We start from the raw sequence: 15,877 nt of genomic DNA on the forward strand, positions 1-15,877 counted from the left end.
AAATGCCGTTATTGGACAGTTTTACCGTTGACCACACCCGCATGGAAGCCCCTGCGGTACGCGTGGCCAAGACAATGCAGACCCCGAACAAGGACACCATTACCGTGTTCGATCTGCGTTTCTGCGTGCCGAACCAGGAGATCCTCTCCGAGCGCGGCATCCACACCCTCGAGCACCTGTTTGCCGGTTTCATGCGTGATCACCTGAACGGCAATGGGGTGGAGATCATCGACATCTCCCCCATGGGTTGCCGTACCGGCTTCTACATGAGCCTGATCGGCGCACCGGACGAGGCCCGTGTCGGCGCAGCCTGGCAAGCGGCCATGGCCGATGTGCTGACAGTGCAGGATCAGGCCAAGATACCGGAGTTGAACGAATACCAGTGTGGCACCTTCAGCATGCACTCGCTGGAAGAGGCCCACGCCATCGCCCGCCACGTGCTGGAGCGCGGCATCGGCGTCAACCACAACGACGAGCTGGCCCTGCCGGAAGAGAAGCTGAAAAGCCTCTGAGCCTGGTATCGCCAGCATGAAAAAGGCCGGTCATTGACCGGCCTTTTTGTTGTCTGGAAGGATCAGGATGGCAGCGGCATCACCCGGTTGCGGCCCAGTTCCTTGGCCTTGTAGAGCAGCTTGTCGGTACGTTCGACCAGGGCATCGCCGGTCTCCTGGCCATTGTACTCGCCCACCCCGAACGAAGCCGTGATGTGGTCGATGCGGCGGCCTGACTTGCGATCCAGAATGGACATCTTCTCGATGGCCCGGCGCAGGCTCTCGGCCATCTGGCGGCTCAGGGCCAGGCTGCGCATGGGCACCAGCAGGGCAAACTCCTCGCCACCGAGCCGGTAGGCGGTGATGCCCTCCTTGCAGGTTTCCCGCAGCCGTTTGCTGAAGGCGCGCAATACCTGATCCCCCAGCAGATGGCCATATTCGTCGTTGAAGTTCTTGAAGCGGTCTATGTCCGACAAAATGAGAGAGAAGGGGCGCTTGCTGCGGATCAGGCCGTCGATCTCCAGATCGAAGGCGCGTCGGTTGAGCAGGGAGGTGAGGGCATCCTCGTTGGCCAGCTTGCGAGTCTCATTCAGCGCCTCACGCAGCTCCTTGATCTCCTTCTCGGCGCTGCTGAGCTGATTGCGAAAATGCATGGTCGACATGCGAACATCCCGCGACTCGCGTACCAGATCCCGCAGGATACCCATGGTATCCTCCAGGCTCAGTCCCTCATCGTCGATGAGGCTCAGCCGATCGAAGCTCTTGTCGAGCATCTCCTGGAACATGCCGGTGTCGGAGATGGCATCCTGCATGCTATGGCCGAGCTCGTTGGCCATGGCAGCCAGAGTGAGCTTCATCGCCTCCATCTGCTGCTCGTCCTCGGCGGCGAGATGCTGGTGATAGAGCCGTTCGCAGGTGGTGAGAGAGCAGGTGCCCTGCAGCTTGATGGCCTGATCGATGGCCTGATTGAGCTCGGGCATGCTGGCGGCCACATAGTTATACCAAAGGGTGTAATTATCCGGCGTCGTGGGAATTTGATACTTGATCATCAGGGGAACCGCCTGCTTCAGATAGGCGGCGGATTGGGCGAACGAGTCCTTGCTCATGAGTTCCGTGTCTCATCATGCCTGCAAACTTTGCATAGTATGACAGAGAGATTGGCCAAAAGGCAGCCGATGGATGCCATTAGCTCCCCCCTTCGATATAATGTCTGCGTTATTACCTACCCTAAGGCCTGCTTATGTCTCAAAAAGATCCTTTCCTCCAACGCGAGGCCGAAAAATACGAAAACCCCATCGCCAGTCGCGAGATGCTGCTGGAGCTCATCAAGGGCCATGAAAAACCCATGTCCCGGGAAGAGCTGGCCAAGGCTCTCAAACTGACCGACGAAGAGCCGTTGGAAGCCTTGCGCCGTCGTCTGCGCGCCATGGAGCGTGATGGGCAACTCGTGTTCACTCGCAACCAATGTTATGCCCTGCCGGATCGTCTGAATCTGGTGAAAGGGTATGTACTCGGCCACAAAGATGGTTTCGGTTTTCTGCGCCCGGAAGGTGGTGGACCGGATCTCTATTTGAACAACCGCGAGATGCAGCGCCTGATGCATGGCGACTACGTGCTGGTGCAGCCGACCGAGATTGACCGCAAGGGTCGTCAGGAAGCGCGTCTGGTGCGTCTGCTCAAGTCCCGCGAGGCGGATATCGTCGGCCGTTACTTCGTCGAGAACGGCGTCGGTTTCGTGGTGCCGGATGACAGCCGCATCGGCCAGGACATCATCATCCCCGAAGGAGAAAACAAGGGTGCCCGCCAGAGCCAGGTGGTAGTGGTGCGCATCAATCAGCGCGCCACCTCCCGCATCAACGCGGTCGGTACCGTGCTGGACGTGCTGGGCGAGAACATGGCGCCGGGCATGGAGATAGAGATCGCCCTGCGTACCCACGGCATCCCGCATACCTGGCCGGAAGAGGTGACCAAGGAGGTTGCCGGTCTGGGCGAACAGGTACCGGAGAAGGCCAAAGAGGGTCGTATCGACCTGCGTGCCCTGCCGTTGGTCACCATAGACGGGGAAGATGCCCGTGATTTCGATGACGCCGTCTTCTGTGAAGCCAAGCGTGGTGGCGGCTGGCGCCTGTGGGTGGCCATCGCGGATGTCTCCTCCTATGTGAAGCCCGGCACTGCACTGGATGCCGAAGCGTATCAGCGCGGCAACTCCGTCTATTTCCCCGAGTTCGTGGTGCCCATGCTGCCGGAGGTACTCTCCAACGGCCTCTGCTCCCTGAACCCGCAGGTCGACCGTCTGTGCATGGTGTGCGAGATGACCATCTCAGCCGCCGGCCGCATGTCCGGTTACAAGTTCTACGAAGCCGTGATGAACTCCCACGCGCGCATGACCTACAGCAAGGTGGCGGCGATCCTGGATGGCGAGCCCAAGCTGCGTCAGCAGTACGAGCCGCTGGTGGGTCACATCGAGGAGCTCAACAACCTCTACAAGGCGCTCAAGCACGCCCGTCACCAGCGTGGCGCCGTGGAATTCGAGAGCGAAGAGACCCGCTTCATCTTCAACGCCCAGCGCAAGATCGACCAGATAGTGCCGCTGGTACGCAACGATGCCCACAAGATCATCGAAGAGTGCATGATCCAGGCGAACGTGGCCGCGGCCCGTTACATCGAGAAGAACGAAGCCTTTGCCCTGTTCCGGGTGCACGACCGTCCGGGCGAAGAGCGCCTGACCGGTTTCCGTGACTTCCTGGCCGAACTGGGTCTGGAGCTCAAGGGTGGCCTCGAGCCCGAGCCGAAAGACTTTGCCGAGCTGGCCGCCAAGTTTGAAGGGCGTCCGGATGCGGAGCTGCTCTCCACCATGCTGCTGCGCTCCATGCGTCAGGCCGTCTATCAGGCCGACAACATAGGTCACTTCGGTCTGGCCCTGAAGTCCTACGCCCACTTCACCTCGCCGATCCGTCGTTACCCCGACCTGATCCTGCACCGCGCCATCAAGTACCAGACGGCCAAGGAGCAGCAGGGCAATCTGCGCCACAAATGGACTCCGAGCGGTGGTTACCACTACCAGCTGGAAGAAGTGGATCCCATGGGCGAGCACTGCTCCATGACAGAGCGCCGAGCCGACGATGCGACCCGCGACGTGGCCGACTGGCTCAAGTGCGAGTACATGCTGGACCACGTGGGTGACGAGTTTGACGGCGTCATCGCCAGCGTCACCGGCTTTGGTTTCTTCGTCCGTCTGGCGGAGATCCACATCGACGGTCTGGTGCACGTCAGCACCCTCACCAACGACTACTACCAGTTTGATCCCCTGCACATGCAGCTGATCGGCGAAAACTTCCGCCGTCGCTACCGTCTGGGCGACAAGGTTCGCGTCAAGGTGATGGGCGTGAACCTGGACGATCGCAAGATCGACTTCGTGATGGTGGAAGAGCCGCTCCAGGCCACCGGCAAGAACGCCAAAGAGATGGCGCGCAAGCAGGCCGAGATCAAGAAAGAGAAGGCCAAGAGCGCCCAGCGCCACGAAAAACGCAAAGAGGGCAAGGAGATCGGCAAATCCGACAAGGGTGGCCGCGCCAAGCCCAGCAACAGACGACCGAGCAAAAAGGCTCGTGATAAGGTCAAGAGCACGAAATGAGTACTGAACTGATCTACGGCATTCACGCTGTATCCGCGCTGCTTGAGCGCACCCCGGAGCGTTTCATCGAAGTGTGGGCCCTCAAGGGCCGGGATGACGACCGGCTGCAACCCCTGCTGACCGAGCTTGAATCCCTCGGTCTCAAGGTGCAGAGCGTGAACCGCAAGACGCTCGATGACAAAGCCGAGGGCAACAATCACCAGGGCATCATGGCCAAGGTGATAGAGGCGCCCAAGCTGGCCGAGCACGATCTGGCCAGCCTGCTGGACGGCTTGGCGGTGCAAGAGACCGCCCCCTTCCTGCTGGTGCTGGACGGGGTGACTGACCCGCACAACCTGGGTGCCTGCCTGCGCAGCGCCGATGCGGCCGGGGTCCATGCGGTGATAGTGCCGCGGGACAAGGCCAGCGGCCTGACCTCTGTGGTGCGCAAGGTCGCCTGTGGCGCCGCCGAAGTGGTGCCGCTCATCCAGGTCACCAACCTGGCCCGCAGCCTGCGCGAGTTGCAGGAGCGCGGCGTCTGGCTGGTCGGCACCGCCGGTGAGGCGGATCACGACCTCTATCAGGCCAAGCTGACCGGCCCCATGGCTCTGGTCATGGGCGCCGAAGGCAAGGGCATGCGCCGCCTGACTCGCGAGCATTGCGATGAACTGGTGAGCATCCCCATGGCCGGGGCCGTCTCCAGCCTCAACGTCTCGGTGGCAACGGGCGTCTGCCTGTTCGAAGCCGTGCGTCAGCGTCGCGCCTGAGGCGAACGGGATGGACAGACCCCCGTTCAGCCGGGATCGGGTCATGAATGAGCAGGAGGCCACGCGCCTCCTCTCTTTTGCCCGCTCGTTGACCTTGAGCCCCCGCGCCTGTCTCTGGCATGCAGGTGACAGGCCCGATCTGCTGGTCAGGGTGGAGAAGGGGTTGCTGCGGGCCAAGGTGGTGCTGGCGGATGGCCGCGAGTACATCAAGGAGTTCTACTGGGAGGGGGACGAGTTTATCGACTTCCACCATCTGCTCAGTGGTGAACCTGCCCGCTACAGCGTGGAGGCGCTGGAGCCCTGCCGGCTGCAACTCTTCAACCTCGGCGACTTGCGTCAGCTCCCTTGCTGGTCCGCCTGGTATCACCACCTGCTGGCGGTGCAACTGCGCATCAAGGAGGAGAAGGAGCTGCTCTTGCTGACCGAGAGCCCCCAGGCCCGTTATCAGCACTTCCTGCAATGTTTTCCCGAGCTGGATGCCAGGGTGCCGGATCACCAGATCGCCGCCTATCTGGGCATCACCCCCATCAGCCTGAGCCGCATTCGCAAACGGCTGAAGGATCTTAACAAAGGTTAATGCCAGCCCCTTGCTGGCTGGCTATGCTGCCCTTCTCATCATGAGCAAGGAATCCCCATGAACTGGTCCCTCAAGTCTTTTGAACAACTCGACGTCAACGAACTGTATGAACTGCTCACCCTGAGATCCCGCGTCTTCGTGGTGGAGCAGACCTGTGTCTTCCTCGATCTGGACGGGGTCGACAAGCGTCCCGACGTGCAGCACCTGCTCGGCTGGCAGGATGGCGTGCTGGTGGCCTACGCCAGACTGATGGCGCCCGGCGTCGCCAAGGCGAATCAGGTGGTGATCGGTCGGGTGGTGACGGCGCCCGAGGCCAGAGGCGACGGTCTGGGTCACCAGTTGATGCAGCAGGCGCTGCTGGAATGCGAACAACTGTGGCCCGGGGTCAGCATCTATCTGGGCGCTCAGGCGCACCTGCAGGGTTTCTATGGTCGCCATGGCTTCACCGCCGTGGGCGAGCCCTATCTGGAAGATGACATTCCCCACATCGGCATGACCTCCTCTTAATATCTTTTAGGCATAACAATGAAATTATTATGTCTTGAGGTAGTAAAGAAAACGGGTGCTCGCCGCCATGTTACTGGGTACCCTCTGAGTGATTAATCGGCAACCGTTGATGGATAGGTTTAAAAATGGTTTTTTACCCCATTAATACAGAACAAGATTCAGCGATTGAGCCGTTGAGCCATTTTATCTGCGTTCGCCACACGAGTGGCTGTCGCTGATGGAGCTGTTGCGCAAGCGGTTCGCTCTGGACCTGCAAACCTTCGCCATCATCACCCTGGTGCTGGGCAATCTGGCCCAGGCCTTCTCCGATGTGCTGGTCAAACTGATCGGCCCCGGTTTCAGCCCCTTCCAATACATGTTCCTGCGCCAGCTGCTGACCCTGCTGGTGTTGCTGCCTTTCATGCTGCGGGTGCCGAGAGCGGCCTGGGGACTGGGTGCCTGGAAATGGCACCTGCTGCGCGGTCACCTCTGCCTGCTCGGCGGGGGGGGCATGATGCTGGCCCTGACCCAGCTGCCGCTGGCCACGGCCAACGCCATCTTCTACGTCTCCCCGTTGCTCACGCTGCCGCTGGCGGCCTGGCTGCTCAAGGAGAAGATCCACTCCCGGGTCTGGCTGCTGGGGGGCATGGGGCTGCTCGGGGTCGTGTTCGTGCTCAAGCCGGGGGATTTTCATCTGGCGGGGCTGGGTGCCCTGATGACCGCCTTCACCCTGGCGCTGTTCAATGTGACCGGTCGCAAGCTGCCAGCGGGTATCTCTGTGGTGGCGACCCTGTTCTGGGCCAATCTGCTGGCGTTGCCGCTGACGGCGGGCTTGGCGGTGAATCAATGGCAGCCGGTGGACTGGCGTCTGCTGGCGCTGATCGGTGGCAGCGGCGTGATGCAACTGCTCTACCATGCCAGTTGCATCTATGCCTATCGGCAGGTCGAGGCCAACCGCATCGCGACGACCGAGTATTCCGGCCTGATGTTCGTGGTGCTGCTGGGGGTCTGGCTGTTTGGCGAGATCCCGGCCTGGAACCTCTGGGTCGGGGTGGGCTTTATCCTGCTGGCCATCCATTGGCAGCGTCGCCTGCGCTAGCGCGCTCTCCTCCATATGACAAACCGGCTGCTTGCCGGTGTGTCATATGAGCAGCTTATGAAGCCGATCCCGGTTGTGGCACCGAAAATAGGCTAGCCTGTCCCGCTCTCAGTGACAGGAACCCCATCGTGACACCCACCCTCTTTGCGGCCATCCTGCTGGCCGCGCTGCTGCACGCCCTCTGGAATGCGCTGGCCAAGCGCCAGGCCGAGGGGCGCGTCAGCGTCTTGCTGGTCTCCCTCTGCTCCGGGCTGTTTGCCGCCCCCTTTCTGCCCTTGGTGGGCTGGCCTGTGGCAGCCGAATATCCCTGGCTGGCGCTCTCCATCCTGCTGCATTGCGGCTATTGCCTGTTTCTCGGTCGGGCCTATCGACTGGGGGAGTTCGGCCAGATCTATCCGCTGGCCCGTGGCAGTGCCCCCCTGGTGACCCTCTTGCTCGGGGCCCTGCTGCTGGGGGAGGTGCCCGGTGGGCTGGCGGTAGCGGGTGCCCTGGTGCTGGTGAGCGGGGTGCTGCTGATGGCTTGGCGCGGCGGTATCAGGCTGGCGCCTGCAGCCCTGCGTGCCGTGCTGATCACGGCGCTGTTCACCGCAGCCTATACCCTCTCCGACGGCGCTGGCGCTCGCTCGGCCGGGGCGCCTGTGCGCTACACCCTCTGGCTGTTTGCCCTGACTGCGCTGATGATGCCGTTGCTGATGCGCTGGCAGAGTCGCACCGCCTGGCGCGCACTCGATCTCGCGGCATGGCGTACCGGTGCGCTCGGCGGCGCCCTGTCACTGCTTGCCTATGGCATCGTCATCTGGGCCATGACCCTGGCGCCCATCGGACTGGTGGCGGCGCTGCGCGAGAGCAGCGTGCTGTTTGCCGTGCTGCTCTCCTGGTGCTGGCTGGGGGAGAAGCTGGGGCGGGTACGGCTGTGGGCCGCGCTGGTGATCCTCTGCGGTATCTTGCTGATCCGCCTCGGCTGATTGGTGACGACGTCAGGCCGGGATAGCCCCGGCCTGACGGTTGGCTCAGGGAGTGACCCGGGTCGTCAGGGTGAAGCCCTCCTCGCAGGGGGCGAGCTGCACCCGAACCTGGCCCAGTTCGGCCAGGTTGCCGACATGGGTGCCGCCGCAGGGGATGGTGACCTCTTTACCTTCAAGCATGCAGTGCCAGTAGCGCGAATCTATGATGGCCTCGCCGGCCCGGCTGCGGCGGATCTCGCCACCGGCCGCCAGCCAGTCTGCCAGCTGCTGGTTGATCCTCTCTTCTATCTGCGGCAGATCCGCCAGCAGCGCCTCGCTGTTGACCCCCTTCTTGCGCAGGCTCTTGCCGATGCGGTACTGCTCCTGGGAACCCATGGGCTCGACCCGCGAGGTCTGGATGGCGAGGCGGTCAAAGTCGGGCTGATCCAGCGCGTCGCGCTCGCTCACCTCTTTGCGCCAGTAGGGAACCAGCACCCGGTTGAGGGCCAGCGCCGCCAGATGGCAGCCGCTGTGGCCCAGGTTCAGGGCGTGGCGGGCTGCGGCATCCACCTTCAGTTCAACCCGTGAGCCCACCGCCAGAGAGTGCCGGCCTGCCAGGGGATGCACCACCACGAAAGCCCAGCCTTCGGCGCCACGCTTGACCGGAATCTCTGTGTCCACGAACAGTTCGCCCTCTGGGCTGATGGCACCCGTGCGGCAGGGGCCCACGCTGGCATCGCCGCCATCCCAGCAAACCGTGCCCACATCGCCTGGCTGATCGGGCCAGAGGTGGCTCTGGGGGTGGAAAGGGGTGAGGTCGGTGACCAGCAGGCTGGTGTCGCCGCTCTGGCAGAAGAGCACGCTGGCCTGTTCATGATGGTGGCCCAGCACGAAGCTGGCTCGGGTATGTTCCATGGATGGCTCCTGCGAATCGAAGAGGAAGAGAGAGCCGCAGCATACGCCAAAGTGCAGGCCGGCTCATTAACCCAGGTTAATGAGCCGGCCTGAATAGCGGGTTGTGAGCGCTAGATCATGGCAACCAGCAGGTAGGCGTTGAGCCCGATCACCAGCGCGACTATGAGGCGGCCGACTGCCTGGGTCACCGGGTGGTTGCGATACTCGCCCATCAGCGCCTTATCGCCGGTCAGGATCAGCAGCGGAATGAGCGCCAGCGCGATACCGAAGCTCAGCACCACCTGGCTCAGCACCAATATTTCGGTGGTGTTGAGCCCCATGGCGATCACCACGAAGGCGGGGGCCATGGTGATGGCGCGGCGCAGCCAGAGCGGTATGGTGAAGCGCACGAAGCCTTGCATCACCACCTGACCGGCGAGTGTACCCACCACCGTGGAGGAGATACCGGAGGCCACCAGTGACAGGCCGAACAGGGTGGCGGCAGCCTGCCCGAGCAAGGGAGTGAGCGTCTGGTAGGCGGTTTCGAGTTCGGCCACGGGCTGGTTGCCGGCGCCGTGGAAGGCGGCGGCCGCCATGGCCATCATGGCCAGGTTGACGAAGCCGGCTATGGTCATGGCGATCGCTACGTCCACCCGGGTGGTGTGCAGTCGCTGAGGCACTGTGCCCTGATCCTGAGTGTGCTGGGTCAGCGCCGAGTGCAGGTAGATGACGTGAGGCATGACGGTCGCACCGAGTACGCCAGCGGCCAGATAGACGGCGTCGCTGTTGGGCAGACCCGGGAAGAGGGCGCCTTCCAGCAGGCTGGGCAGGTGGGGGCGGGAGAACACCAGCTCGACGATATAGGCCGCCGCCACGAACAGCAAGAGGCCGCCAACCACGAACTCCAGCGGCTTCTGACCGCGGGATTGCAGCATCAGAATGCCCCAGGTGACCACGGCCGTGATGCCGGCGCCTTCCAGCAGGGTGACGCCGAGCAGCAGCTTGAAGCCCACGGCCGCACCGATGAACTCGGCAAGATCCGTGGCCATGGCGATGATCTCCGCCTGTACCCAGTAGGCCCAGACCGCCGGTTTGGGCAGCCGATCGCGGATGTGCTCCGCCAGGTTCTTGCCGGTGACTATGCCGAGCTTGGCGGAGAGGGTCTGCACCAGCATGGCCATCAGATTCGCCCAGACCACCACCCACAGCAGCTGATAGCCGAAGGTGGAGCCGGCCTGGATATTGGTGGCGAAGTTGCCCGGATCTATATAGCCGATGGCGGCGATAAAGGCGGGGCCAAGCAGGGTCAGTTTGAATTTGCGGGCCGGGATGGCCGTGGTCAGCGCGGGTTGCATGGAATCACCCTCCATAAGATTATGGAGATAGAATAGATCTAAATGATAATTATTATCAATTGATGTTTTGTATCATACCCATAGATAAAAACATCTGTGGCGGCCAGTTGCAGTGAGGGATGTGATTTCGTACAATACGCCGCCCTAGAAAGCAGTGTCTAAACACACCATACGTTCCTTGCCTCCGAGGTCTGGCTGCACCTGGGCGGAGGCTGAATTAATCCGTAAGGAGCTAAAATGCGTCATTACGAAATCGTCTTCATGGTTCATCCGGACCAGAGCGAGCAAGTACCCGGCATGATCGAGCGTTACACCGGCGCTATCACCACCGCGGGTGGTACTATCCATCGCATGGAAGATTGGGGCCGTCGTCAACTGGCTTACCCGATCGACAAGCTGCACAAAGCTCACTACGTTCTGATGAACGTGGAAGCAGAGCAAGCCGTTATCGATGAACTGGAAACCAACTTCCGTTTCAACGATGCCGTTATCCGCAACATGATCATGCGCACCAAGCACGCCGTGACTGAAGTTTCTCCGATGGCCAAGGCCAAGGAAGAGCGCTTCGTCCGTCGTGACGACGAGCGCCGCGAAGATACTGTTGAAGCAGCGTCTTCCGAAGAGTAATTCTGGATCACTGAATAGAGGATAAAGGCCATGGCACGTTATTTCCGTCGTCGTAAGTTCTGCCGCTTCACTGCCGAGAACGTTACCGAGATCGACTACAAAGATATCGTTACTCTGAAAAACTACGTCACTGAATCTGGCAAGATCGTACCGAGCCGTATCACCGGTACCCGCGCCAAGTATCAGCGTCAGCTGGCACGCGCCATCAAGCGTGCTCGTTACCTGGCTCTGCTGCCGTACACCGATCTGCACAACAAGTAAGAATCGGCCCGGCACTTAAGCCTAACTCAACTTTTATAGAGGAAAGGTAATGCAAGTTATCCTGCTCGACAAAATCGCCAAACTGGGCGGTCTGGGTGATCAAGTCGCTGTTAAAGCTGGCTACGCCCGTAACTATCTGATCCCGCAAGGCAAAGCCGTTATGGCTACCAAGGCCAACATCGAGACTTTCGATGCTCGCCGTGCTGAACTGGAAGCCAAACTGGCTGCCGGTAAAGCTGCCGCTGAAGAGCGCGCTGCCAAGCTGGGTGAACTGGCTGCTGTTGTCATCGCCTCCAAATCTGGCGACGAAGGCAAGCTGTTCGGTTCCATCGGTACCCGTGACGTGGCTGAAGCCATCACTGCTGCCGGCGTTGCTGTTGCCAAGAGCGAGGTCCGCATGGGCAACGTTCTGCGTAACACCGGCGAGTACGAAGTTGTTGTTCAGCTGCACGCTGACGTCAAAGCAACCGTACAAGTTCAGGTTGTTGCCCTGTAATAGCGTTTCGCTTTTGTAGAAAAACCCGCGCACTTGCGCGGGTTTTTTATTTTGGGATCAAAGGGTAAAGTGAGGTTCTGTTCCTCTGGAGGAGATCCTTATGGCAGCCTGGGTCGAAGGTAGGGTCATCGAGCGCATCGAATGGACCCCCACCCTGTTTTCCCTGCGTGTGGAGGCCGAACTCGTCCCCTACAAGGCAGGTCAATTTACCAAGCTGGCCCTCGAGCAGGGTGAGCGCCGCATCCAGCGGGCCTACTCTTTCGTCAATCCCCCCTCTGCGCCTTACCACGAGTTTTACTTCGTCGAGATCCAGGGCGGTGAGCTGACTCCTTCCCTCGGTTCCCTGCAAGCGGGCGACACTCTGCTGGTGCAATCCCAGGCGACCGGCTTTCTGACCCTGGATGAGCTCCCGTCCGGCCGCGATCTCTGGCTGCTCTCCACAGGTACCGCCATAGGCCCCTTCCTCTCCATGCTGGCGGACGGCGAGGCGTTCGAGCGCTTCGAGAACCTGGTGCTGGTGCACGGGGTACGCAAGGGGGAGGAGCTGAGCTACCGAGCACTGATCGATGGTTTTTCCGAGCGCCACGGCGAGCGTTTTCGCTACGTGCCCTTCGTCAGCCGCGAGGCCTGGCCCGATGCGATGGAAGGGCGGATCCCGGCGGCCATCGCCGACGGGCGACTGCAGGAGCGAGTCGGGCTCGTATTTTCACCCGAGCTGAGCCAGGTGCTGATCTGTGGCAATCCGGCCATGGTGAAGGAGACGCAACAGACCTTGCTGGCATTGGGGCTGGCCAAGAACCTGCGGCGGGCGCCGGGCAACATCAGTGCGGAGAATTACTGGTAGTTCAATGCACACAGGGGCCATGGGCCCCTGTGTGCTGTCTGCTGTGGTTTCGGCTAGTTCTTCTTGCCGTTCCCATTCCCGTTGCCCTTCTGCTTGTTGTGGCCCTGACCCGGATTGTTGCCGCTGTGGATGCTGCGGTTGTAGTGATCGCGATACTTGCCATCCACCTTGTCGCAGTTGAGCTGGATCCGGCTGTCGCCTATGCCGAGATCCAGGCAGTTGTTCTGCCACCAGTCGTACTCTTTCTGATCCCAGTTGATGTCCAGCTTGATGTCGTCGGTGGAGAGCTTGACGCCATCGTTGTTTTTGGAGGGCGGCGCCGCAAAGGCCACGCCATGGACCAGCAGGAGGGAGAGCAGCAGGGCGGTTTTATTCATGATGACCTCGGATTCAGGGTGATTGCTATCAGTCTAGAAGGTGCAGGCTTAACCTGAACGGAACCAACCATCATTGTGGCTGCGCCGGCTTTGCGGCTTGGCACCTCACCTTGCCAGGGGGGCTGCGCCACTTCTTCGGTGCGACGGGCCAGCTTGTCATTGCGTCGAGGATGGCCGCTTGGGTTCGAGCCGTCATCATGCCGGTGGCGGCTATTTGCCCAATCTGGTCGCAGCCTGTCCATCCAGGGAAGTATCTGATTGAATTCAAACGATTAGCCTTCATTCTGTCGATGGGGGGACTATAATCGGCAGCCAACTTTTCCTGCACAGTATCCCCACTTCATCATGAATACACAGGCTTCCGCCATATTGCGCTACCCCAAGGGGTGGTTCGCTCTGACCACGGTGTACAGTTTTACCGGGTTGGCCATTCTGGCCTCCATCGTCTTCTCCCTGTTGCTGTTTCTCTCCATCGACGACAACCCCCTGATGAAGTGGCTGTTCGGCGGTCTGGCCATCATCTTCGAACTGGGCAAGTTCTACGTCTGGTACGAGTACGGCGAGTGCAAGGCGCGCCGCGATCTCGGCGGCGCCTTCTGGTCGCTGCTGTTCTACAGCGTGCTGGCCGCCATCTCCATCGGCGGCAGCATCGGCGGCATCAACAGTGCCACCAACACCATCTTGAGCCAGCAGGCGCGCCACGAGCGGGAGCTGGCCCGCTTCGACGAGCAGATCGCCAGCATAGAGCGGCAGATCCAGCTCAACGAGGAGGCGGCCCGCAAGTACATAGAGATGGCGCGTATCTCCAGCGGCGTCAGCGGCTTGCAGCAGGCCAACACCAAGCTCAGGTTGAAGCAGGATGAGTTGCGCCAGGAGCGGGACGCCAAGCCGCTCAACGAGCAGTCCTCCATGCTGGGGCTGATGAGCAGTCTGGCGGACGGGGTGGGCATGAGCATCAGCCAGGTGCAGTTTCTGCTGGTCTGCTTCCTCTCGGTGCTGCTGGATGTGTTTGGCGCCTTCTTCGTCAGCCTGATCGGCAAGGAGAACCGCTTTCGCCGCATCTGGCTGTGGCAGCAGGCGCGGGAGCAGGCCGCGGCGCGGCAGGCGGAGGCTGCGATCACTGTGCCCCCTGTGGTGAGCAAGTCGGAACCCGAGCCCGCCGTGGTGGCCCAGGTGCGCTCCGTGCTGGAGAGTGGCGAGCTCAAGTGCAGCAAGCGCGGGGTAGCCGAGGCGTTGTCGCTGTCGCTGGAAGAGGTAGACAGGGTATTCCAGCATCTGCTGGCCCAGGGGGTGCTGGGGCAGGGCAGCAATCGCCACTACCACCTCAGCGCGCAAGCGGGTTGATGATCTGGCCACCTAGAGGTGGCCTTTTTATTGCCGCGTGCGTGCGGCGCTAGTGAGTCAGCACCATCATCAGGCTGAGGAAGGCGGCCAGCCCCCCACCTATGCCGATGATCCAGTAAAACCCCTTGGCCCCCTGTTTGAGCGGGATGCGGAAGTAGAGCAGAAACGCCCACCACCCCAGGGCCAGCAACAGAGGAATAAGAAACATTCGAGCCATGGTGTCCTCGCTGTTATTCTGTTGACCCTTGATCAGTCAACAGGATGGATTGTGCAATGACGCAGCTACAGATTACCGCATTCGGCGACCCCTCGGTACTCAAGCTCAACCCTTCGCAGGGCAAGGTGCCCGCCGAGGGGGAAGTCCGGGTGCGCATCTGCTTTGCGGGAGTCAATCCCATCGATGCCAAGACTCGGGCTGGCCTTGGCTGGGCGGCGGCCCAGAACAAGGACAAGCTGCCCTGGACGCCGGGTTATGATGTGGCTGGCGTGATTGAGAAGGTGGGCCCAGGCGTGACCTCGCTGGCAGAGGGAGATCAAGTGTGCGGCATGGTGGGCTTTCCGCTGGCGGGCGGCGCCTATGCCGACAGCACAGTGGTGAGTGCAGAGGCGCTGGTCAAGCTAGATGGCATCAGCCTCAAGCAGGGCGCCGCCCTGCCGCTGGCCGGTCTCACCGCCTGGCAGGGGCTGTTTGAACATGGTGCCCTCAAGGCTGGTCAGCGGGTGCTGATCCTGGCCGGTGCCGGCGGCGTTGGCCATCTGGCGGTGCAGTTTGCCAGCGCTTACGGCGCCGAGGTGGTCGCCACGGCCAGTCGTGACAATCACGGTTTTCTCCATGGCCTGGGGGCCGGTCATCTTGTGGATTACCACGACCCTGACTGGGTCGCGCAGATCCTGGCCCTGGGTGGTCAGGTCGATCTGGTGCTGGATCTGGTGGGCGGTGAGAGCGGCAAGGCGGCGCTGGCTTGCGTCAAGTCCGGTGGTCGTCTGGTGACTGTGCCGACCATCACGGCCCAGCAGATCAAGGATGCGGCGGCCGATGCCGGCATTGAGGTGCTCGGCATGCTGGTGCACCCCGACAGCAAACAGCTGGCCCAGATGCTGATCCTGCTGCGCCAGGGGGATGTACACATCACGGTCGGTGGCGAGTTTGCCCTGGCCGAGGGGGCGCTGGCCCATCAGGCCATCGAACAGGGCCATGTGCGTGGCAAGCTGGTGCTGCGCATGCCTGCCGCCGATGGCCTGCCCGGATGACTGGCATTGCCGAGATGGGGCTGGGCTGGCTGTTTCTGAGCGCCTTCACCTCCGCCACCCTGCTGCCCGGCAGTTCGGAAGTGCTGCTGGGGGCCATGGCGACCAAGGGCGAGTGGAGCATGACCAGCCTGCTGCTGTGGGCGACGCTTGGCAATACTCTGGGCTCCATGACCACCTGGTGGCTCGGCTGGTTCGCCACCTTCAAGAAAAAACCGGAAGATTTTCAAGGCCGTGGGGAACAAAAAGCCCTCGGCTGGCTCAAACAACATGGTCACTGGTGTCTGCTGCTGGCCTGGACGCCAGTGGTCGGTGATGGCCTCTGTCTGCTGGCCGGTTGGCTGCGTCTCTCCTTCTGGCGCTCTCTCATCCTGATCGGGCTCGGCAAATTATTGCGTTATGCCCTGGTTTTTCTGTTGGCCAGTCACATTTTCTAGCCCTTTTCTTCACTCAC

19 protein-coding genes are annotated in these 15,877 nt (G+C 61.4%); 14 read left to right on the top strand and 5 right to left on the bottom strand.

Annotation, left to right across the window (positions count from 1 at the left end; all coding sequences use genetic code 11):
* The first annotated feature begins 2 nt into the window (after positions 1 to 2).
* Positions 3 to 512 (top strand): S-ribosylhomocysteine lyase, encoded by a 510-nt coding sequence (gene luxS / locus AACQ95_RS15590; RefSeq protein ID WP_241278978.1) that lies wholly within the window; start codon positions 3 to 5, stop codon positions 510 to 512.
* Between the two features lie 62 nt (positions 513 to 574).
* On the opposite strand, the gene AACQ95_RS15595 is transcribed toward luxS, so the two are convergent.
* Positions 575 to 1,597, bottom strand: a complete 1,023-nt coding sequence (locus AACQ95_RS15595; protein WP_181003604.1) for a GGDEF domain-containing protein — start codon at positions 1,595 to 1,597, stop codon at positions 575 to 577.
* Between the two features lie 134 nt (positions 1,598 to 1,731).
* On the opposite strand from AACQ95_RS15595, the gene rnr reads away from it, so the two are divergent.
* The 6 genes from rnr (at position 1,732) to AACQ95_RS15625 (ending at position 7,998) form a co-directional block, all read left to right on the top strand.
* Complete coding sequence (gene rnr, locus AACQ95_RS15600; protein WP_098980771.1) at positions 1,732 to 4,125, top strand: ribonuclease R; 2,394 nt, start codon at positions 1,732 to 1,734, stop codon at positions 4,123 to 4,125.
* Complete coding sequence (gene rlmB, locus AACQ95_RS15605; protein WP_241278979.1) at positions 4,122 to 4,871, top strand: 23S rRNA (guanosine(2251)-2'-O)-methyltransferase RlmB; 750 nt, start codon at positions 4,122 to 4,124, stop codon at positions 4,869 to 4,871. The genes rnr and rlmB overlap by 4 nt, the downstream gene beginning before the upstream one ends.
* A gap of 10 nt (positions 4,872 to 4,881) precedes the next feature.
* On the top strand, positions 4,882 to 5,448 hold the full coding sequence (locus tag AACQ95_RS15610; RefSeq protein ID WP_241278980.1) for a Crp/Fnr family transcriptional regulator: 567 nt from the start codon (positions 4,882 to 4,884) through the stop codon (positions 5,446 to 5,448).
* A gap of 57 nt (positions 5,449 to 5,505) precedes the next feature.
* Entirely contained in the window at positions 5,506 to 5,955 is a 450-nt protein-coding gene (locus tag AACQ95_RS15615) for a GNAT family N-acetyltransferase (protein ID WP_098980768.1), read from the top strand.
* A gap of 217 nt (positions 5,956 to 6,172) precedes the next feature.
* The gene (locus AACQ95_RS15620) at positions 6,173 to 7,033 is read left to right on the top strand and encodes a DMT family transporter (RefSeq protein WP_241278981.1); all 861 of its coding nucleotides are present in this window, start codon (positions 6,173 to 6,175) and stop codon (positions 7,031 to 7,033) included.
* A 128-nt stretch (positions 7,034 to 7,161) separates the two neighbouring features.
* The gene (locus AACQ95_RS15625) at positions 7,162 to 7,998 is read left to right on the top strand and encodes an EamA family transporter (RefSeq protein ID WP_241278982.1); all 837 of its coding nucleotides are present in this window, start codon (positions 7,162 to 7,164) and stop codon (positions 7,996 to 7,998) included.
* A gap of 45 nt (positions 7,999 to 8,043) precedes the next feature.
* On the opposite strand, the gene AACQ95_RS15630 is transcribed toward AACQ95_RS15625, so the two are convergent.
* Together AACQ95_RS15630 and AACQ95_RS15635 are read right to left on the bottom strand one after the other, a co-directional pair.
* Positions 8,044 to 8,892, bottom strand: coding sequence for a hypothetical protein (locus AACQ95_RS15630; RefSeq protein ID WP_241278983.1), 849 nt, complete (start codon positions 8,890 to 8,892; stop codon positions 8,044 to 8,046).
* A 110-nt stretch (positions 8,893 to 9,002) separates the two neighbouring features.
* A complete protein-coding gene (locus AACQ95_RS15635; protein WP_241278984.1) occupies positions 9,003 to 10,226 on the bottom strand; it encodes an Nramp family divalent metal transporter in 1,224 nt (407 codons plus the stop codon).
* Positions 10,227 to 10,463: 237 nt separating this feature from the next.
* Between AACQ95_RS15635 and rpsF the strand changes: the two genes are divergently transcribed.
* The 4 genes from rpsF (at position 10,464) to AACQ95_RS15655 (ending at position 12,454) form a co-directional block, all read left to right on the top strand.
* Complete coding sequence (gene rpsF / locus AACQ95_RS15640; RefSeq protein ID WP_005313395.1) at positions 10,464 to 10,853, top strand: 30S ribosomal protein S6; 390 nt, start codon at positions 10,464 to 10,466, stop codon at positions 10,851 to 10,853.
* 30 nt (positions 10,854 to 10,883) lie between these two features.
* Entirely contained in the window at positions 10,884 to 11,114 is a 231-nt protein-coding gene (gene rpsR, locus AACQ95_RS15645; RefSeq protein WP_005313392.1) for a 30S ribosomal protein S18, read from the top strand.
* Positions 11,115 to 11,163: 49 nt separating this feature from the next.
* Positions 11,164 to 11,610, top strand: a complete 447-nt coding sequence (gene rplI, locus AACQ95_RS15650) for a 50S ribosomal protein L9 (RefSeq protein ID WP_043135484.1) — start codon at positions 11,164 to 11,166, stop codon at positions 11,608 to 11,610.
* 100 nt (positions 11,611 to 11,710) lie between these two features.
* Positions 11,711 to 12,454 (top strand): ferredoxin--NADP reductase, encoded by a 744-nt coding sequence (locus AACQ95_RS15655; protein ID WP_241278985.1) that lies wholly within the window; start codon positions 11,711 to 11,713, stop codon positions 12,452 to 12,454.
* A 53-nt stretch (positions 12,455 to 12,507) separates the two neighbouring features.
* Here the strand turns inward: AACQ95_RS15655 and AACQ95_RS15660 are convergent, their stop codons facing one another.
* Entirely contained in the window at positions 12,508 to 12,831 is a 324-nt protein-coding gene (locus AACQ95_RS15660; protein ID WP_241278986.1) for a hypothetical protein, read from the bottom strand.
* 345 nt (positions 12,832 to 13,176) lie between these two features.
* Here AACQ95_RS15660 and AACQ95_RS15665 point away from each other — a divergent pair, with 345 nt between their 5' ends.
* On the top strand, positions 13,177 to 14,175 hold the full coding sequence (locus AACQ95_RS15665) for a Preprotein translocase subunit SecY (protein ID WP_241278987.1): 999 nt from the start codon (positions 13,177 to 13,179) through the stop codon (positions 14,173 to 14,175).
* A gap of 49 nt (positions 14,176 to 14,224) precedes the next feature.
* Here AACQ95_RS15665 and AACQ95_RS15670 read toward each other — a convergent pair whose 3' ends face one another.
* Positions 14,225 to 14,392 carry a hypothetical protein gene (locus AACQ95_RS15670; protein WP_005308905.1) on the bottom strand — a complete coding sequence of 56 codons (168 nt, stop codon included), beginning with the start codon at positions 14,390 to 14,392 and terminating at the stop codon, positions 14,225 to 14,227.
* A 44-nt stretch (positions 14,393 to 14,436) separates the two neighbouring features.
* Between AACQ95_RS15670 and AACQ95_RS15675 the strand changes: the two genes are divergently transcribed.
* Together AACQ95_RS15675 and AACQ95_RS15680 are read left to right on the top strand one after the other, a co-directional pair.
* On the top strand, positions 14,437 to 15,426 hold the full coding sequence (locus tag AACQ95_RS15675; protein ID WP_241278988.1) for an NADP-dependent oxidoreductase: 990 nt from the start codon (positions 14,437 to 14,439) through the stop codon (positions 15,424 to 15,426).
* Positions 15,423 to 15,860 (top strand): YqaA family protein, encoded by a 438-nt coding sequence (locus AACQ95_RS15680; RefSeq protein ID WP_241278989.1) that lies wholly within the window; start codon positions 15,423 to 15,425, stop codon positions 15,858 to 15,860. Before AACQ95_RS15675 ends, AACQ95_RS15680 begins: the two co-directional genes overlap by 4 nt.
* The last annotated feature ends 17 nt before the right edge of the window (positions 15,861 to 15,877 follow it).

This window comes from Aeromonas sp. MR19 (assembly GCF_963899305.1).
In the GTDB taxonomy this organism is placed as follows: Bacteria; Pseudomonadota; Gammaproteobacteria; order Enterobacterales; family Aeromonadaceae; genus Aeromonas; species Aeromonas bestiarum.